Annotated in this window: 11 protein-coding genes; 10 read left to right on the top strand and 1 reads right to left on the bottom strand. The window is 66.7% G+C overall.

The annotated features are described in order from the left end of the window. Window positions 1–99 precede the first annotated feature (99 nt). From N6H05_RS16390 to nagE, 3 genes are read left to right on the top strand one after another with little or no spacing between them, the layout of a single operon-like run. On the top strand, window positions 100–2,376 hold the full coding sequence (locus N6H05_RS16390) for a beta-N-acetylhexosaminidase (protein ID WP_284110598.1): 2,277 nt from the start codon (window positions 100–102) through the stop codon (window positions 2,374–2,376). Further along, window positions 2,373–4,841 (top strand): phosphoenolpyruvate--protein phosphotransferase, encoded by a 2,469-nt coding sequence (ptsP, locus tag N6H05_RS16385; protein ID WP_284110596.1) that lies wholly within the window; start codon window positions 2,373–2,375, stop codon window positions 4,839–4,841. Before N6H05_RS16390 ends, ptsP begins: the two co-directional genes overlap by 4 nt. Then, window positions 4,838–6,514, top strand: a complete 1,677-nt coding sequence (nagE, locus tag N6H05_RS16380) for an N-acetylglucosamine-specific PTS transporter subunit IIBC (RefSeq protein ID WP_284110594.1) — start codon at window positions 4,838–4,840, stop codon at window positions 6,512–6,514. Before ptsP ends, nagE begins: the two co-directional genes overlap by 4 nt. On the opposite strand, the gene N6H05_RS16375 is transcribed toward nagE, so the two are convergent. Beyond that, window positions 6,511–8,091: an ABC-F family ATP-binding cassette domain-containing protein gene (locus N6H05_RS16375; protein ID WP_284110592.1), complete on the bottom strand. Its 1,581-nt coding sequence runs from the start codon at window positions 8,089–8,091 to the stop codon at window positions 6,511–6,513. The two genes, nagE and N6H05_RS16375, sit on opposite strands and share 4 nt — an antisense overlap. Window positions 8,092–8,386: 295 nt before the next feature. Between N6H05_RS16375 and N6H05_RS16370 the strand changes: the two genes are divergently transcribed. From N6H05_RS16370 to N6H05_RS16340, 7 genes are all read left to right on the top strand, one after another. After that, entirely contained in the window at window positions 8,387–9,559 is a 1,173-nt protein-coding gene (locus N6H05_RS16370; protein ID WP_284110590.1) for an FAS1-like dehydratase domain-containing protein, read from the top strand. A gap of 192 nt (window positions 9,560–9,751) precedes the next feature. Then, complete coding sequence (locus N6H05_RS16365) at window positions 9,752–10,102, top strand: PIN domain-containing protein (RefSeq protein WP_284110588.1); 351 nt, start codon at window positions 9,752–9,754, stop codon at window positions 10,100–10,102. After that, on the top strand, window positions 10,102–10,821 hold the full coding sequence (locus N6H05_RS16360; RefSeq protein ID WP_284110587.1) for a ParA family protein: 720 nt from the start codon (window positions 10,102–10,104) through the stop codon (window positions 10,819–10,821). Before N6H05_RS16365 ends, N6H05_RS16360 begins: the two co-directional genes overlap by 1 nt. After that, window positions 10,818–15,194, top strand: a complete 4,377-nt coding sequence (gene bcsA / locus N6H05_RS16355; RefSeq protein WP_284110585.1) for a UDP-forming cellulose synthase catalytic subunit — start codon at window positions 10,818–10,820, stop codon at window positions 15,192–15,194. The genes N6H05_RS16360 and bcsA overlap by 4 nt, the downstream gene beginning before the upstream one ends. Then, a complete protein-coding gene (locus N6H05_RS16350) occupies window positions 15,191–18,571 on the top strand; it encodes a cellulose biosynthesis protein BcsC (RefSeq protein WP_284110583.1) in 3,381 nt (1,126 codons plus the stop codon). The genes bcsA and N6H05_RS16350 overlap by 4 nt, the downstream gene beginning before the upstream one ends. Then, a complete protein-coding gene (gene bcsD, locus N6H05_RS16345) occupies window positions 18,571–19,035 on the top strand; it encodes a cellulose biosynthesis protein BcsD (RefSeq protein ID WP_010339109.1) in 465 nt (154 codons plus the stop codon). The genes N6H05_RS16350 and bcsD overlap by 1 nt, the downstream gene beginning before the upstream one ends. After that, window positions 19,025–20,035, top strand: coding sequence for a family 8 glycosyl hydrolase (locus N6H05_RS16340; protein ID WP_284110581.1), 1,011 nt, complete (start codon window positions 19,025–19,027; stop codon window positions 20,033–20,035). Before bcsD ends, N6H05_RS16340 begins: the two co-directional genes overlap by 11 nt. Window positions 20,036–20,049 lie beyond the last annotated feature (14 nt).

Genomic DNA, 20,049 nt, shown 5'->3' with positions numbered 1-20,049 from the left:
GAAGACGGCGGGACGGAACGCAACAGCGTCCGCCCGCCGCACGTCCCTTGTCGCGTCCGCGCGGCGCGGCAGGGGTACGCTATTTCGGGAGCCTGTTTCGTGATCCGTGCCCGCCGCCTGACGCTGCTTGCGTCGCTGATGCTGTCAGGCATCGCCACCGCCCCGGCCATCGCCGAACTGCCCCGCCTGTTGCCGGTACCTGCGCAGATGCGCGAGGGGCAGGGCATTTTCCTTATCAGTTCGACCACGCCGATCCATATTCCGGCCGGCGATGCCGCCGCCCGCAACGCAGCCGAGCGGCTCGCCGATCTGGTCGCGCGCAGCCGGGGCTTTCGTCCCCGGATCGAGACGGGTGGTGACGCCAACAATGCCATATCCTTTCGCCGGGCAAAGACCGGCGCGGCGGAATCCTACACCCTCGACGTGACCGGCAAGGGCGCTGAGATCGCTGCGGGCGACGATGCGGGGCTGCTCTATGGCGCGGTGACGCTGTGGCAGGCGATGACGCAGGATCAGGCCGCCGGCCCGGTGTCGGTCGCGGCGATGCAGATTGCCGACGCGCCGCGCTTTCAGTGGCGCGGGCTGATGCTCGACAGCGCCCGCCATTTCCAGTCGCCGGCCTATGTCCGCCAGCTGATCGACTGGATGGCGGTGAACAAGCTCAACCGGCTGCACTGGCATCTGGTCGATGATCAGGGCTGGCGCATCGAAATCCCCAAATATCCGCGCCTCACGGAAATTTCCGCCTGGCGTGTGCCCGCCGGGGCGCCCGGCGCGCCGCCGCTGCCCAAGGTCGGCGGCTTCTACACCCAGGCCGAAATCCGCGAGATCGTCGCATATGCCGCCGCGCGCGGGATCATCATCGTACCGGAGATCGAGATGCCGGGCCATGCGCTGGCGGTGATCCGCGCCTATCCTAAGCTTGGCATGGGTGTGGCGATCCCGCCGGGTACGGAGTCCGACTGGGGCGTCTTCCCTTGGCTCTACAATGCCGATGATGCGACCTTCGCCTTTCTGGAGGACGTGCTGACCGATGTGATGGCGCTGTTCCCGTCGCCCTATATCCATATCGGCGGCGACGAGGCGGTGAAGGACCAGTGGAAATCCTCGCCAGCGATGCAGGCGAAGATGAAGGCGCTGGGCATCAGCAGCGAGGATGCGATGCAGGGCTGGTTCATGCACCGCATCGACGATTTCCTGACGAAACATGGCCGCAAGCCGATCGGCTGGGACGAGATATTGGAAGGCGGCGCCTCGCCCCATGCCACCATCACCTCCTGGCGCGGGATCGAGGGGGCGGTGACCGCCGCCAAGTCGGGCCATGACGCGATATTGAGCCCGGCGCCGATCCTCTATTTCGACAATCGCCAGGGCTTCGGGCCGCTGGAACCGCCGGGGCGTGGCCATCTGTCCGACCTGCGCAGCGTCTATGATTTCAATCCCGAGCCAGAAGGGCTGAGCGCCGCAGAGCAGCAGCATATATTGGGGCTGCAGGGCAATCTCTTCACCGAGCATGTCCGCACCGAGGAGCGCGCCCAATGGCAGCAATTCCCGCGCGGCTGCGCCGTGGCCGAAATCGGCTGGTCGCCGGTCGCGAGCCATGATTTTGCCGGCTTCATGGACCGGCTGGTGCCGCAGATGGCGCGGATGGGGACGCTGGGGCTCAAGCCCGCGATCAGCGCGCTGACGGTCATGGCGAAGACGGATTATGTGCCGGGCGACAAGACGACGCGGGTGACGTTGGAAAGCCAGTCTGGCTTCCCGATCCATTATACGCTGGACGGCAGCGCGGTGACGCCGCGCGCGCCGGTCTACAAGGACGGTCTCAGCCTGCCCGTCGGCACCAGTCTGCGGGCCGGTACTGCCTGGCGCGGCGGGATGATGCCGGGCGCGATCGACATCGGCCTCGACGCGTCCTTCCTGCGCCGCCGCACCGATGAGCAACTGGCAAGCTGCGCCAACAAGGTCGTGCTGTCATTGGAGGATGATGCCCCGGCGCAGGGCGAGCGGGCGCATTTCCTGACAGATATCCTGCAGCCCTGCTGGCTCTATGCCGACGCCCCGGTTGGCGGCGCGTCCAGGATTGCGATCGAGGTCGGCCAGCTGCCCTTCAATTTCCAGATCGGCAAGGATCGCGCGGCCATCCATTTCCGCGCCCCGGCGACTCCGGCGGGCGAGGTGGAAGTGCGGGCCGGCAGTTGCGAGGGCGAGCGCATCGCCGTGCTGCCGCTGGCGCCCGCGGTCGGCAATCCGGAAGTGACCCGCCTGGTCGCGCCGATCGCGCCGCGCAGCGGCAAGGAAACATTGTGCATCACCTATACGGCGAAGGATGTTGAGCCCCTATGGGCGATCAAGCAGGTGGAACTGATCCCATGAGCGGGATGATGGCCAGCGTGACGCTGCGCGCGCCCTTGGCGGGCTGGCTGGCGCCGATCGAAAGCGTGCCCGATCCGGTTTTTGCCGAGGGGATGATGGGTGAGGGCTTTGCCATCGACCCGATCGAAGGCGAAGTCCGCGCACCCGCCGACGCGACCGTGCTGACGGTGGCGCCGACCGGCCATTCGGTCTCGCTGCGCCTCGCCAATGGTGCCGAACTGCTGATCCATGTCGGGCTGGAGACGGTGACGCTGGGCGGCAAGGGCTTTACACCGCAGGTGAAGCCGGGCGATTCCGTGGCGGCCGGAGACCTGCTGATCGGCTTCGATCTCGATGCCGTGGCCGAAGGGGCCAAGGCGCTGATCACGCCGGTGGTGCTGGCGGGCGAGGGCTATGCCCTGTCGCTGGAGCCGCTCGACCGGCTGGTCGGCTGGCAGGATGGCGTCGCGCGGATCACGGCGCTGGCGCCGGTGGCGGCCAAGGGTGACAGCGAAGGTGACAGCCATGAACGGGTCGTGCACGTCGATGCGCCCCATGGCATTCACGCCCGCCCGGCGGCGCGGGTCGCGGCGTTGCTGCGGACCTTCGTCGCGCCGGTGTCGATCGTGCGGGACGGCAAGAGTGTCAATGCGCGCAGCACCGTCGCACTGCTTGGTCTGGGCGTGCGCTGCGGCGATGAGATTATCGTCCGGGGCGCGGGCAGCGATGCCCGCGCGGCGGTCGAGGCGCTGGTGGCGCTGATCGAGGCCGGGCTGGGCGAGGAGGCGAAGGCCGATCATCCCGCGCCGGCGCCGGTCGTGCCGCAGCATGGGCCGGTGACGGCCGCGCCCGGCCTGGCGATCGGCCAGGTGGTGCAGCTGCGTGTCGCCGATGTCGATGTGCCGCGCGACGGGCAGGGCGGGGCGGCCGAACATGCCGCGCTCGCCCGCGCGATGGCGGCGGTCGATGCCGAATTGTCGGCCGGCCATGGTATGGCGGCCGAAATTGCGGCGGCGCATCGCGCGCTGCTGGCCGACCCGGAACTGGCCGAGGCGGCCGGGCACCAGATCGATGCCGGGCGCAGCGCGGCCTTTGCCTGGCGCCACGCGACCGCGCAGGCGGCCGAGGCAATCCGCGCGACCGGCGATCCGCTGCTGATGGAGCGTGTCGCCGACCTGATCGACATCGAGCGGCAGTTGATCGCCGCGCTGCTCGGCACAGAGTCCAGCGCGGTGCCGGTGCTACCCCCTCAAAGCATATTGATCGCCGAGGATCTGCTCCCCTCGCAGTTCCTGGCGCTCGATAGGGACCGTCTGGCCGGAATCTGCACGGCGGCCGGCGGTCCCACTTCCCATGTCGTGATCCTCGCGGCGTCGGCCGGCATCCCGATGCTGGTCGCCGCCGGCCGGGATGTGCTGGCCATCGCCGACGGGCGCACGGTCATCCTGGACGCGGACGGCGCGCGACTGGACGCCGATCCGGGCGTGAACACATTGTCGGAGGTCAGCGAACGGATCGCCGCCGCAAGCGAACGGCGCAGCCGCGACCGGGCACAGGCCCATGCCGATTGCCGCATGGCCGACGGCGCCCGGATCGAGATTTTCGCCAATCTGGGATCGCAGGCCGATGCCGCCGCCGCCGTGGCGGCCGGGGCCGAGGGCTGCGGCCTGCTGCGCACCGAATTCCTGTTCCTGGAACGGGAGGATGCGCCGGACGAGGCCGAGCAAAGAGAGATTTATTCCGGTATCGCAACGACATTGGGCGATCGACCGCTGATCGTGCGGACGCTCGACATCGGCGGCGACAAGCCGGTGCCCTATCTGCCGATGGCGGCTGAGGAAAATCCGGCGCTGGGCCTGCGCGGGGTGCGCCTCAGCCTCGCCCGGCCGGACCTGATGCAGATGCAGTTGCGCGCGATCCTGCGCGCCGTGCCGGCGGACCAGTGCCGCATCATGCTGCCGATGATCGTGGACCTGTCCGACTATCGCGCGGTCAGGGAGATGCTGGACGCGGAGAAGGCAGCGCTGGGCATCGACGTGCCGGTGCCGCTGGGCGTGATGATCGAGACGCCGGCGGCGGCGATGCTGGCCGACATGCTGGCGGCCGAGGCCGATTTCCTGTCGATCGGCACCAATGACCTGACCCAATATACGCTGGCCGTCGATCGCGGCAATGCGGCGGTGTCGCACCGGATCGATGCGCTGCACCCTGCCGTGCTGCGCCTGATCCGTGAAGTCGGGCGCGGCGCGCAGCGCCATGGCCGCTGGGCCGGCGTCTGTGGCGGCCTCGCCTCCGACCCGCTCGCTGCGCCGATCCTGATCGGCCTCGGCATTACCGAATTGTCCGCCACCCCGGCCGCGATCGCCCGGCTGAAGGCAGTGGTGCGCACGCTCGACATGGGGCGCTGCATCGACTTGGCGGAGCGCGCCTGCGCCGCCGAAAGCGCCGCTGCCGTGCGCGACATGGCCCAAGGAGTCCTGGCATGAGCTTCCGTCCCGCCACCCTGCTGGCCCGGCTGCAGCCGCTTGGCCGCGCGCTGATGCTGCCGATCGCGGTGCTGCCGATCGCCGCGCTGCTGCTGCGCCTTGGGCAGCCCGACATGCTCGCCATTCCCTTCATCGCGGCGGCGGGCGACGCGATCTTTTCCAATCTTGGCCTGCTCTTCGCCGCCGGTGTCGCCGTGGGCCTGGCGCGCGAAAATCATGGCGCGGCGAGCCTCGCCGGCGTGATCGCCTATCTGGTGACGACCGAGGGGGCAAAGGTGCTGCTGGTCCTGCCGCCCGACGTGGCGGAGGCGGCGCAGGCCGCCTGGCGCGCCAAGGAAATCGCCAAGGTCTCGGTGCCCGCCGGCATCCTCTCAGGCATCGTTGCCGGGCTGCTCTACAACCGCTTTTCCGACATCAAGCTGCCCGATTATCTGGCTTTCTTTGCCGGGCGCCGCTTCGTGCCGATCGTCGCGGGGCTTGCCGGCCTGTTCGGCGCGCTGATGTTCGGCCTGGGCTTCCCCTGGATCGAAGCGGGGATCGATCGCCTCAGCCAATGGGTGGTGGCTGCCGGGCCGCTTGGCCTGTTCGTCTATGGCCTGCTTAACCGGCTGCTGCTGATTACCGGGCTGCACCATATCATCAACAATGTCGCCTGGTTCCTGCTCGGTGACTTCCATGGCGCGACCGGTGATATCAAGCGCTTCTTCGCGGGCGATCCGACCGCCGGCGGTTTTATGTCGGGCTTCTTCCCGGTGATGATGTTCGGCCTGCCAGCCGCCTGCCTTGCGATGTATCGCACCGCCTTGCCCGATCGGCGCAAGCGGGTCGGCGGCCTGCTGCTCAGCCTCGCGCTCACCTCCTTCCTCACCGGCGTGACCGAGCCGATCGAGTTCAGCTTCATCTTTCTGGCCCCGATCCTCTATGTCGTCCATGCGGTGCTGACCGGCCTGTCGATGGTCGTCATGGACGCGCTGGGCGTGAAGCTGGGCTTCGGCTTTTCCGCCGGCCTGTTCGACTATCTGATGAATTATGGCCTTGCGACCAAGCCGCTGATGCTGATCCCGGTCGGGCTTGTCTATTTCGCTGTCTATTATGCCACCTTCAGCTGGTGCATCCGTCGCTTCAACCTGAAGACGCCGGGGCGCGAGGATGAATCCGCCGCTGCGGCCGAGGTGCCAAGCGTGGCCGGTGCGCGCGGGCCGGCGATGGTCGCGGCGCTGGGCGGGAAGGCCAATGTCCGCTCGGTCGATGCCTGCACTACCCGGCTGCGGTTGGTGCTGGGCGACAGCGCAATCGCGGACGAGGCGCGGCTGCGGGCATTGGGCGCACGCGGCATCGTCCGCCTGCGCGATGGCGGTTTCCAGGTCGTGCTGGGGCCGATCGCCGATCAGGTCGCAGCGGAGATCCGCAGCGCGCTGGCCGGGCATGATCCGGCGCCGGTCGCGGGCACGTCCGATCTGGTCGCGCTGCTCAAGGGCGCCGGCGTCCGCGCGGTCGAGCCGCGTGGCACGCGCCTGCTGGTGCGCGTCGATCGGCCTGCTGCCGTGGATTCGACCGCGTTGCAGGGCGCTGGGGTCAAGGCCTGGGTGCTGCCGGCATCGGCCGATGGCTGGCTGCACCTGATCCTGGGCGATCAGGTAGAGCCACTGGCGGATGCGCTACGGGCTGCCTAACCCAGCGCAATTCGTCGGCTGATGCCGATCGCGTCGAGAAAACGCTCGTCATGGCTGACGACCAGCAGGGCGCCGTCATAGCCGCGCAGTCCCGCCTCCACCGCCTCGATCGCTTCGAGGTCGAGATGGTTGGTCGGCTCGTCGAGGATCAGCAGCGGCGGTGGCGCGCTGCCCAGCACGCAGGCCAGACCCGCGCGCAGCATCTGCCCGCCGCTGAGGCTCCCGGCGCGTTGTAGCGCGGCGTCGCCTCGGAAGCGGAAATGAGCGAGAAGGGCGCGACGGCCATTCTCGTCCAGTTCGGGATGCAGGCGCGCGAGATTGTCCGCGATCGACAGCGCGGCATCGAGCAGTGCGGCGGTCTGGTCGAGCACGGCGTGGCGTACTGGCCGATCGATCCGCCCGGCGAGCGTCGGCAATATGCCGGCCATGGTCGCGAGCAGGCTGGTCTTGCCCGATCCATTGGGTCCGGTGATCGCGATCCGTTCCGGCCCTTCGACCAGTAGGTCGACATGCGCCAGCAAGGGCGTGGCGGGATCATGGCCGACGCTGACATCGGTGAGGCGCAGGACGATCCGATCCGGCGCCAAGCCGGTCGAGGGCAGGGTGATGCGGATCGGCTCCAATATCTCGACCCGGCCGCGTGCGGCCTGCGCCTGGTCCTCCGCCTCGGCGCGCATCCGTTCCGCGACATGGCGACCGGCGGCGGAGGAGGCTTCCGCCTGGTTCTTGCGTGCGCCTATCAGGATGCGGGGCATGTCGCCGCGCGCGCCCTTGCGGGCGCCGGCTGCGTCGCGGCGCTGCTGGCGCTCGGTCGCGACCTGGGCCTTGCGCGCGGCCTGCTTCACCTGCCGCTCGGCGATGTCGAGGTCATGGGCGGCGGCGGAGAGTTCGATCACCTTGCGCTCGCGATAATGCGACCAGTTGCCGCCATAGCGTTGCGCGCCGAGGCCGGTGAGTTCGACGATCGCGTCGACCCGCTCCAGCAGTTCGCGATCATGGCTGACGAGGATCAGCCCGGCGCGCCAGCCATCGACCAGTTCGGCGACGGCCGCGCGCCCGGTCCGGTCGAGATTGTTGGTTGGTTCGTCCAGCAGCAGGAAATCGGGGGCTTCCAGGATCGCGCCGGCAAGCGCCGCGCGGGTACGCTGGCCGCCCGACAAAGTGCAAAGCCGGGTATCCGGACCGGCATCGAGCCCGACCCGCTCCAGGGCGGCGTCGATCCGGCTTTCCAGCGTCCAGTCGGCATCGGCCAGTTGTTCGGCCGTGGCGTCGCCGCTTTCGGCAAGGCGCAGCAGGGCGATGGCATCGGCGGCGCCCCACAGATCGGCGATCCGCTCATCCGCGCCGAACTGCACGGCCTGGCGCAGGCGGGCGATCCGGCCCTCTATGGTGACACTGCCGGTCGTGGGAGCAAGGTCACCGGCGATCAGGCGCAGCACTGTCGTCTTGCCGACGCCGTTTCGGCCGACAAGGGCGGTGCGTTCGCTCTGGAAACGAAGGTCTAGGCCGGAAAGGACGGACTGGCCGTCAGGCGTGGTCCAGCCGAGATTGGAACAAATTATGGCGGGCATGAACATGAATTTCCCTGGCAGCGGTGCGGATCGGCATTGCGGTCAGGTTGAAATCCACGGCACGGTCTCTTTTCTTGTGAATTGAGGCATCAATCTAGCTGCGATCACCGCCCTGTTCAAGCGCTGGGCGATGCGGGGCAAACATCGGCATCGCGATAAAGGGCGAAAAACCGCGCTTTTCTGCGGCCTGGCGGGATGTTCCCGTCTGTCGGTGCGCATGCTGTCGGCGGTCCTGGACTTGTGCCGGCGGGCGCTGCTCCGCCATGGCAGGGCAGAACAAAGATTTCCTCGGAGGGGAACCATGAGCACTGCCGTCTTCGACTGTTCGGACATCGACCAATATCTCGGCAAGCCGATGCAGCCCGCGCGGATGCGCGAGCCGATCCACAATAATGACATCCGCCGCTGGGCGCAGGCGATGCATTATCCCAACCTGCTCCATTATGATGCCGATTATGCCGCCGAGGGGCGCTGGGGGCGGCTGGTCGCGCCGCAGAGCTTTGCCGTGACGATGGATGATGGCCATGGCGCCGGGCCGGCCTGCGTCGGTTCCATCCCCAATTCGCACCTGCTGTTCGGCGGCGACGAATGGTGGTTCTATGGTCCGCGTATCCAGGGCGGCGACCTGGTCCATAATGAGCGCATTCCGTTCGACTATACGGTCAAGGATACCAAGTTCGCCGGGCCGACCTGTTTCCAGCGCGGCGACAATAATTATTACAACCAGAATGGCGAACTGATCGCCAAGCAGCGTTCGACCTCGATCCGCTATCTGGCCGAGGCGGGGCGCGAGAAGACGACCGATGTGGTCGAGGGCACCGAAGATCCGGTGTGGAGCGACGAGGAACTGGCACGGATCCAGGATCGCAAGTTCGACTGGGTGCAGATGCTGCACGAACTGGGTCATGGCAAACGCTATTGGGACGATATCCAGATCGGCGCCGCGCTGCCCGAACGTGTCATCGGTCCGCACAGCATTGCCAGCTTCACCACCGAATGGCGCGCCTATCTCTTCACCATCTGGGGCGGCACGCACCGGCGCACCGATCTCGACATGGAGGCGCTGGGCTTCGTCAAGGAAATGGCGGGACATGAGAATGACCCCGTGATGGAGCGGATCAATCCGGAACTGACCGACGGTGCCTATTTCGGGCCGTCGCGCGGCCATCTCTTCCCGCGCTGGGCCCGTTTCATCGGCATGCCGCGGGCCTATGGCTATGGCGCGTCGATGGGTGCCTGGATCGTCGATTATCTGGCGGGCTGGGCCGGCGAATGGGGCATGGTGACCCATTCGGTCGCCTCTTATCGCGGGCCGGCCTTCACCGGCGACATCACGATCATGACCGGCACGGTGGTCGACAAGTTCGTCGACGATGACGGACGCGAGGTGGTGCAGATCGACTGCCGCATGGTCAACCAACTGGGCACGACCCTGGCGACCGCCAAAGCGGAAGTTGCATTGCCGCGCAAATAAGCGCGGCAATGGCCGCGGCGCGTTTTTGCTGCTCGCGGCGCCAAGATGTTGAAGCAAAAAGGGGATTTTCCTGCGTGCGACGAACGGTGCGTCGCACGCAGTGCCCGCAATGGCGCAACTTCTTCGAATTTCTAAAGATTTTGTTAACCATTTTACTCTAGGTTTTCCTTGGATATCAGGGAGAACAGGGCCATGCGCTCCGACGCAGAAAGCCTTCTGGCCCGGCTGGGGCGCCGGGATTTTCGCTATCGCGAGTTCGCAGACAGTTTCGCGGACATGGAGTTGTGGCCGATTTTCGAGGCCCTGCTGACCGACCCGCGCGTGGTTGGACGCCCGCTGTCCAAACTGGAAGCGCGCGAGGCCGAAGCCGTGCTGGCGGTCCGCCGCGCCGAGCCGGAACAGCCTGCGCCGGCACACCGCGCCAATGTGACCAGCATGTTCGACGCCTATCAGGACGCGCCGCCACCGCCGACGGCGCCGCGTGGCAACCTGCGCGATTTCCTCGGCCATCTGTCGAACGATCCCAACAAGCGAGACTATTGATGCCGCTGATCCTCTGTCATTCGCCCAAGGGCGGCGTCGGCACCAGCTTCATCGCGGCGCAACTGGCGATCCATCTGGCGCAGCGCGGGCATGATGTCAGCGCGCTCGACTTCACCTATCAAGAGGCGCTCAAACTCTATTTCGGCCTGACGCCGGCCCAGGGCCTGCCCGATTTGAACGATGGTAGCGCGGAGCAGATTGCCGTGTCCGGCGTCGCGCTCTTTTCCGCCTATGGCCTGCGTCGTGACGCGACCTTCCAGGATTTGCTGGGCAAGCCGGATCATTCGCCGTTCGCCGGCAAGAAAATCTTCATTGCCGATGTGGCGGCGGGGGATCGCGAGACCAAGGACATGTTGCTGCCGCATGCCGTTCTGCATGTCTGTCCCCTGCATCCGCGCCCCGGATCGCTCGCGGCCCTGCCCAAGGTCGAACCGGGCACCGCGACGATCGATCTTGCCAAGACCGGGTTCGTGCTCAACCATCTGGACGACACCCATCGCCTGTCGCGCCACACCCATATCTTCCTGCGCGAACTGTTCGGCAGCAAGCTGCTCGGCACAATCCGCCGCGACGAGGCGGTGAACGAGGCCAGCGCGATGTTCGAGCCGCTGGCCCGCTTCGCGCCGGCCAGCGTCGCGCTCAACGACCTGCGCAAGCTGGTGACGACCGTGGAGCAGGCGGCCGGCCTGGTCGAGGCGAGTGAGGAGGCTGCTTCGTGAAGGCCCGGCAGGCGATCCTGAGCAACGGACTGCTGGTGCTGGCCGGGCTGTTCGCCCTGCTGGCGATCACCGTGCCGCTCGATCTGGAAGCGCAGTGGATCTTTGCCGGCATCACCATCGTGGGCGCGACCATATTGGGGCGCATGCGCAGCCGCCGCGCACTGCTGGTGCTCGCGATCCTGTCGATGATCGTATCGACCCGCTACATGTTCTGGCGCACCACCGAGACGCTGGAGTTCGGCACCCTGGCAGAGTTTCTGCTGGGGTCGGGCCTGTATCTGGCGGAAGTCTATGCCTGGCTGATCCTGGTGCTGGGCTTCCTGCAGACGGGTTGGCCGCTCGACCGCGAAGTGGTCGAGATCGAGGGGGAGCCCGACCAGTGGCCCAGCGTCGACGTCTATGTCCCGACCTATAATGAAAGCCTGGAAATCGTCCGCAACACCGTGTTCGCGGCGATGGACATGGACTATCCGGCCGATCGCTTCCGCGTCTTCATCCTGGATGACGGCCGTCGGCCGGAATTTCAGGCGTTCGCGCGCCAGGCCGGCTGCGGCTATCTGACCCGCGGCGACAATCTTCATGCCAAGGCCGGCAACCTCAATGCCGCGATGAAGAAGACCAATGGCGAACTGATCGCCATCTTCGACTGCGACCATGTGCCGACCCGCGCCTTCCTGCAGATGACCGTCGGCTGGTTCCAGCAGGATCCCAAGCTGGCGCTCATGCAGACGCCGCATCATTTTTATTCGCCTGACCCCGCGCAGCGCAATCTGGGCACGGTGCGTGACCTGCCGGGCGAGGGCGACCTGTTTTACGGTGCGGTCCAGTCCGGCAACGACCTGTGGAACGCGACCTTCTTCTGTGGTTCCTGCGCGGTCATCCGCCGCGATGCGCTGGCCCAGACCAACGGCTTTGCCGGCGAGACGGTGACCGAGGACGCCCATACCGCGTTGAAGTTGCAGCGCATGGGCTGGAATACCGCCTATATCGGCGCGCGCCTGTCCGCGGGTCTCGCGACCGAGCGGCTGGTGCTGCATATCGGCCAGCGCATCCGCTGGGCGCGCGGCATGACGCAGATCTTGCGGATCGACAATCCGCTGTTCGGGCGCGGCCTCAATTGGCAGCAGCGGCTTTGCTACCTGAATGCGATGCTGCATTTCCAGTTTCCGCTGCCGCGCATCGTCTTCCTGACCAGCCCGCTTGCCTATCTGATCTTCGGCCAGAACATCATCCATGCCTCGGCCTCGCTGATCTTTGCCTATGCGCTGCCTCATCTGGTCTGTTCGATGACCTCGTCGGCCAATACGCAGGGCGGGGATCGCCGGCCTTTCTGGGGCGAAATCTACGAGACGATCCTGGCCTTCCACCTCGCGCGCCCGACGGTCATGACCTTCTTCCAGCCGCGCAAGGGCAAGTTCAACGTGACGGACAAGGGCAGCCTGCTCGACCGGACCTATTTCGACCTGTCGACGGTGCGCCCGCACCTGATCTGCATCGGCCTCATCATCTTCGGCATCGGGCTGGCGATCGTGAAGCGGGTCTTCTTCCCGCATCTGTTCAACATCCAGACCGATACGCTGGTGCTGAACGTTGTCTGGGCCGTGTTCAGCCTGATCATCCTGATCGCCGCCGTTTCGGTCGCGCGCGAGACGCGGCAGGCGCGCGAGTATATCCGCATCGTCACCGAATTGCCGGTCACCCTCTACATGGCCGATGGCTATGTGATCGACGCGACGACGATCGACATTTCGATGGGCGGTGCCGCGATCGCCGTGCCGCCCGACTTCCCGCTGCGCGACCGGCGTGTCGCCCATATGTCGCTGCCGATGGGTGACGAGAAGCTGACGATCCCGGTCGAAATGGTCCGGTTCGATCGGGGCGAGGTCAATCTGCGCTTCCAGGAACTGGACATGATCTCTTCGCGCCACCTCGTCCGCGCGGTGATGGGCCGTGCCGATGCCTGGCAGCCCGCTGCCCCCCGCAAGCCGGTTTCGGCCCTGCACTCTCTCTGGGATATCATCGTGGTCGACTATATGACCCTCAAGCGCCTGTTCCGCCTCAACCGCACGGAGCGCCGCAAGCAGAAGAAGGCCGTTCGCCTAGCCGCCGCGGCGAAAGCCGCCAAGCAGGCTGCGGCTGCATTGCTGGGCTTGGCCGCGATCGGGACGCTGGTGCTCGCAGGCAGCGGTCACGCCTTTGCGCAGGCGGTGCAGGCGCCTGCGGCCACGCTGGCACCCGCTACCGCAGCGGGCGTGCAGAAGCAGCGGCTCAGCTTCCGCGACCTGCAGGTCAAGATGCCGATCCGCCTGGCCGGCACGCGCGGCGAAATCGGCATTCCCTTCGGCATGCGCCGCAACGAGGTGGTGACCGACAGCAGCCTGACGCTGAACTTCGCCTGGTCGCCGGCCATGCTCGGCGATCTCAGCCAGCTGGTCGTGCTGCTGAATGGCGAAGTGGTGCGTACCATTCGCCTGACCCCGGCGGAGTCCGGCGGTCAGAACATCACCATTCCGGTCAATCCGGCGCTGTTCCTGCCGGGTGACAACCAGCTGAACCTGCGCCTGGTCGGCCATTATGCGCGCGATTGCGAGGATCCGTTCCACAGTTCGCTCTGGGCCAATATCAGCAATGTGCGGTCCTGGTTCGACCTGACGGTCCAGACCCTGCCGATGGCACCGGACCTTGGCCGTTTGCCGGGACCGTTCTTCGACCGGCACGACAATCTGCCGCTGCGCCTGCCGTTCGTCTTTGCCGGCGCGCCGCGCGCAGGCGAACTGGAGGCTGCCGCCAGCCTGGCTTCGTGGCTGGGTGCGCAGGCCAGCTATCGTGGTTTTTCGTTCAAACCGGTCTACAACCAGATACCGACCGGCAACGCAATCCTTTTCGCGACGCCGGACCGTCCGATCGCCGGGCTCAACCTGTCGATCACCGGGCCGAGCGCCACGGTCATTCGCAATCCGCGCGATGCGTTCGGCGAATTGCTGGTCGTCATGGGCCGCAACGCTAGCGAGCTGAAACTCGCCGCTGCCGCGATTGCCAGCGGTCGCGGCGTACTGAGCGGCGCGCGGATGAATTTCGATGGCGTTCGCATCCCGACCTATGCGCGCTACGCCGCGCCGCGCTGGTTGCGCACCGATCGCCCGGTCCAGCTGGGCGAGATCATGGATGCCAATGCGCTGCAGGGCATGGGCCTGCCGCCCGGACCGCTGTCGGCGCGCTTCCGGGTCGCGCCCGATCTCTTCTTCTGGCCGCGCCAGGGCGGTCGGCTGGACCTGCGCTACCGCTATCCAGCGGCCAAATGGCTCGATCGTCGTGCCTCGCGCCTCGATGTCTCGATCAACAACCAGTATCTGCGCAGCCTGCCGCTGGCCGGCGCCGGATGGTGGGACAGCCTGTTCGGTGCCCAGGGTGCTTCGTCCAACGATTCCAACGCTTCGATCGTGCTGCCGCGCTACAATCTGTTCGGCCAGAATGAGCTGATTTTCGACTATAATCTGATCATTGCCGACAAGAAGAAGTGCGAAGGGACGCTGCCCGACAATGTCCGGGTGAGCGTGCGTCCGACCAGCAGCATCGACCTCAGCCGTGCCTATCATGCGTTGCACATGCCCGATCTCGCCACCTTTGCCGGCGCGGGCTATCCCTTCACCATTCGTCCCGACCTGTCGGAGACCACGGTGCTGATGGGCGGTCAGCCTTCGGCCGGCGCAGTCGAGGCCTTCCTGGTGCTGATGGGCCGGATGGGCGATTCCACCGGTGCGCCGGTCACCGGGGTCGTCGTCGCCAACGCTGTCGATGGCGAGCGGCTGCAGGGGCGCGATATCATCGTCATTGGCGGTAGCAGTGTGGCCGGCTCCGAACAGCTCTTTGCCAGCGCTCCGGTCCGCTACGAAAATGGCCGACTGCAAGTGACGGAGATGAGCCCGGTCCAGCGCATCTTTGCCTTCTTCTCGCCCTTCGATCGGAACAATGACGGCGAGGCGCAGGAATTTGTGACCTCTGCCAGCGGTTTTGCCGGCATCGTCGGCTTTGAATCCCCGTTCGAGGGTGGACGCAGCGTCGTGGCCCTGCTCGCCGATGATCCACGCGCACTGCCCGATCTGGTGGGCGGCATGGCCGACGCCAAGATCAACGCACAGATCCAGGGCGACCTTGCCGTCACCAACGGCGACGGGATGAGCAGCTTTGCCGTCGGGCCGGGCTATTGGGTCGGTTATTTGCCCTTCTGGATGAAGGCCGCTTTCTGGCTGAGCCAGCGTCCGCTGCTGATGGCTGCCTGCGGCCTGCTCGCGGCGCTCATCCTCGCCGGACCGCTCTATCTCTACCTCAGCCGGCAGCAGCGCCGTCGCCTGAGCAAGGAGGATGAGGCATGAGCCGCACCCTCCGCCTGCGTGTCACCTGCGCCGCCCTGGCGCTGGTCTGCATGGCGCCGATGCCGACGCTGGCCGAAGTGCCGGGCGTCGCGCCGCTGATCCAGCAGGGCCGCTACTGGCAGTCCAAGGGGCGACAGGATCTGGCCAACCAGGCCTATCGCCGGGCGCTGGCGCTCGATCCCAATAATGCCGAAGCGCGCAAGGGACTGGCCGGGCCGGCACCCAAGGCGCAGCCTGCGGCGAAGCCGACGCCTGCACCTGCGGCCGCGCCCGCGCGGCGCGCCGAAGCGACGCCAAGCCCGACACCTACGCCGGCGGCTACCCCTTCGAGCGCAAATCGGACGCAGGCAGCGCGCCCGAGCGGCAATGTTGGCGGTGGCGCATCGCGCGCGAGCGGTTTCAAGGCGCTCGACGCCAATGATCTGGATGGTGCTGAGCGTGCGTTCGAACGCGCCGTGGCGGCCAATCGCAATGATGCCGACGCGCTGGGCGGTCTTGGCCTGGTGCGCTTGCGCCAGGGGCGCTTTGGCGAAGCGCGTGACCTGCTCGACCAGGCGTCGCAGCGCGGTTCGGCGGCCCAATGGGCGCAGGCGCTGGCCTCCGCGCGCTTCTTTGGCGGGCTGGCCGATGCGCGCGCGGCGCTGGCGCAGGGCCGGCTTGGCGAAGCGCAGGCGGATGCCGAGGCGCTGGTCCGTTCCGGTTATCCGCAGCGTGGCCCGGCGCTCGAATTGCTGGCCGATATCTATGAGCGGCAGGGGCGCTATGCCGATGCGGCAGACCTCTACCGTCAGGCAAATGAAGGGACGAAACAGTCCGATGGTCGCCTGGCGAGCCGGGCGGCGCGCGATCGCGCCCGTGCGGCGGCCGCGCGTGGCGATGATGTCACCGCCGAACAGGAATTTCATTCCGGCCTGTTGCTGGACCAGCAGGATCCGTGGATCCGTTATGAGTTTGCCCGCTATCTGATCCAGCGCCAGCGTCTGCCCGAGGCGGAGTCGCTGATCAACTCGCTGGGATCGTCGAGCGACCCGGACTGGCTTTATGCGGCAGCGCTGCTCAACGCCGATCGCGGCCGGGCGTCGGCCGCCGATGCGCTGATGGCGCGCATTCCCGAAATGCAGCGCACGGAACAGATGCGCAATTTCGCTGTTGGCCTGAAGGTGGATGGTGCGATCGAGCGGGCCAAGGCGATGGCCGCGCAGGGCCGGCAGGCCGATGCGCTGATGGCGCTGCGCCAACTGGCTGCGACCCCCGGCATCGACCCGACCAAGCAGGCTGCGGTGGCCGATGCGATGTTCGAACTGGGTGACCGGGAAGGGGCGGCGCAACTGGCGCAGCAGGCGCTGACCGCCGGGACCATCACCGACCCGGCCGGCTATGAACCGATCGTCCGGGTGCTGGCCAAGACCGGGCGCGATGCCTTTGCCACCAGCGCCGTGCAACGCGCCGCGCAAATGGCGGGCAATACGCCCGATGGCCAGCGCGTCGTCGCGCGGATGAACGGCATCATGGCGGCGTCGCAGGCGGATCGGCTGCGACTGGCCGGGCAGAATGCCCAGGCGTTCGACCTGCTGCAGGGCGCCTGGAACGCCGCGCCGGGCAATCAGGAAGTACTGGCCGCGCTGGCCCGGCTCTATCAGTCCGGTGGCATGCCGGCCCAGGCGGCCCAGACCTACCAACTGGTCCTGGCCCAGTCGCCCAATGATAAGGGTGCGCTGATGGGCCTGATCGAGACGGCGGGCGCAGCGGGCGACAAGGATCTGGCGCGCGCCACGATCGAGCGCGCCTTGCAGCAGTCGCCCAATGATTATCAGATTTACATGGCGGCGGCGCGGATGGAGCAGGCGCGGGGCGACGAGGGCGCCGCGCTGCGCTACCTGAAACGCGCGAAGGAAGTCTATGCCGCGCAGAGCGGCGCAGGCAATGTTACCGCCGGCAATCCCTTTGCCGCGACGATGCAGGGCAACAACCCGTTCCGCAACCAGTCGGCTGCGGCCGCTCCGGCGGCGGTCAATCCGTTCGCGCTGGGATCGGGCGCGCGGCTGGCCGGACAGGCGCCGTCACCGGCAGGCATGGCGTTCGCGCCGATGCCGCAGGCTGGCGAAGCCGGCGGCTTCCCCCCGGCGGTCGTGGCCCAGTCTGCGCCCATGCCGGGTGGCTATCCGGCCGTTGGCGTACCGGCGTCTGCGCCCGGCGGATCGATGATGACAAGCGGTGATCCGGTGATGGACCGCATCCAGACCGAGATCCGCACACTGACCCGTGACAGCGGCCCGCGCGCCGAACTGCGCACCGGCTATCGCGAGCGATCGGGTGAAGCGGGCCTGAGCGAACTCAAGGAACTGACCGGATCGGCCGAAGTCTCCACCAGCCTTGGCAACGGCCGGATCAAGGCGAGGGCGGAAGCCGTGGTGCTGGATGCCGGACGTCCCAGCCGGTCGGGCCTGGCCCGCTTCGGTCGCAATGCGACGCCTGAAGCCCAGGGGATCGTCGATCAGGAGGAGTCCGCGCTGGTGGATGCCGATACCCAGCATGCGTCCGGCGTGGCGCTATCGGCCGCTTATGAGACGCCGCTGCTGAAGCTGGAAGTCGGCGTCACGCCGCTCGGTTTCGAGGATAGCGACGTGACCTGGCATGCGGCGATCAGCCCGCGTTTCTCGCCCTATGCGACGGCCCGCGCCTGGTTCGAGCGCAAGCCGGTGACCGACAGCGTCCTGTCCTATGCTGGCACACGCGATCCCGTGACCGGGGCGATGTGGGGCCAGGTGATGCGGACCGGTGGCGGCGCATCCTTCTCCTATGATCAGGATGGGGCGGGGGTCTATGGCGACCTGTCCTATTATAAATATGCCGGGCATGATGTCCGCAAGAACCATGGCTTCCAGGCCAATGTCGGTGGCTATCTGCCCTTCTATCGCGGCGATCGGTCGTCGATCACTGGCGGCGTCAATGTGAACTATCAGAATTTCGACAATAATCAGAATTACTTCACCTATGGCTTTGGCGGCTATTTCAGCCCGCAGAGCTTCTTCAGCATCAGCCTGCCGGTGCGTTATGCCTATGCGTCGGACCTGCTGGAGGTGAAGGCCGGCGTGGCGCCTGGCTATCAGAGCTACAGCCAGGATCAGGTCAACGTCTATCCGACCGATCCCGCGGCACAGGCGGTGCTCGATGGCCTCAAGGCCCAGAACAGCGATGTGCGCTCCTATTATGACAGCCTGAGCAAGACCGGCTTTGCCCTTTCGGCGGACGGCTCGATCTATTATCGTGTCAGTCCCAGCACGCGGGTCGGCGGTGAGATGAGCATCAACACCTTCGGCAGCTATGACGAGTTCAAGTCGCTGATTGGGATCAAACAGTCTCTGGGAGGCAATTGATGATCCGGGAAGCCGTGGAATATCAGCCCGCCGAAACCGATCAGTGGACGATGGACGGGCTGTCGCTGCTGACCGCGATGATCGGCAGCGAGGTGTTCGGCACCGCGACCCGTGGCCAGGCCGATGCCTTCTTCGGCGCGGTCGGTCGGCGCATCGCGTCGCTGCTTCAGGTCGCCGACATTTCGGACGGGGACGCGCTGATGGCGCGGATCAACCGGCTGTGGCGGACGTTGGGCTGGGGTGAGGCGCAATTGCGGATGACGGACGATGCAATCATGATCCAGCATGTCGGTTTGCCCGAAACGCTCCAGGGCGATGTCGATGGCCGCTGGGCGGACATGGCGCCGCCGCTGCTGCGTGGCGCCTATGACGCCTGGTTCCGGGCGCTGGGTGGCGGCGCGGACCTGCATACCTCCGTGCTGCAATGGCGCGACGGCATCATGGAAATACGCCATGGGCGTTGACCGGCGTGCGTTGCTGGTGGGGATGGGACTGGTTTTCACGGCAGCCTGCGCCAAGGCGCGTCAGCCGCGGGGCAGCAGCGTGACCAATGGCGACTGGGCCCGGTTCAAGGCCGCCTTCCTCGACCCGTCCGGCCGCATCATCGACAATGGCAATGGCGGTGTCAGCCATAGCGAGGGGCAGGGCTATGGCCTGGGCCTGGCATTGTGGAACGATGACCGGGAAGCGTTCGACGCGATCCTGCACTGGACTGATAGCAATCTGGTCCGGCCCGACATGGCGCTTTACGCCTGGCGCTATGATCCCCGGCAGCCCAATCCGGTGGCCGACACTAATAATGCGACCGATGGCGACCTGTTCATCGCCTGGGCGCTGGCCGAAGCCGCGAAAAGCTGGGGCGAGGGGCGTTATGCCACCCGTTCGGCCGAGATCCGCGCTGCGATCCGCCAGCATCTGGTGCTGGAACGCCATGGGCGCAAATTGCTGCTGCCCGGCCTGCAGGGCTTCGTCACGCCGGAGGCGGTGACGCTCAACCCTTCCTATTTCGTCTGGCCTGCGCTCGACGCCTTCCGTCGCCTGGATGGCGAGGCGGCCTGGGGACGGATCATCAGTGACAGCGAAGCGCTGATGGCGGCGGCGCAATTCGGTCCGCTCAAGTTGCCGACCGATTGGGTCGATGTGACGGGGCATGACATGGTCGTGCCGGCCGTGGGCAAGCCTGCCCGTTTCGGTTTCGACGCGATCCGCGTGCCGCTCTACGCCCAGGCCGGGCGCCGGGCTGCGCTGCTGAAGCCGATCCGGGATTATTGGCAGGGCTATGTGACCCGACAGCAGCCGATCCCGGCCTGGGTCGATGTCCAGTCCGGGGAGGTCGCGCCCTATGCGCTGTCGGCGGGCGGGATGGCGATTGCCGGCAAGATCATGGGCCTGCCGCAACCGGTAGGCTTGTCGACCGACTATTATGCCGCATCCTTGCAGATGCTGGCGGGCAAGCTCGCCTGATTGGGGCTGAGCCG

This window comes from Sphingobium sp. WTD-1 (assembly GCF_030128825.1).
In the GTDB taxonomy this organism is placed as follows: Bacteria; Pseudomonadota; Alphaproteobacteria; order Sphingomonadales; family Sphingomonadaceae; genus Sphingobium.
This window is presented reverse-complemented; position numbering and strand designations above follow the sequence as displayed.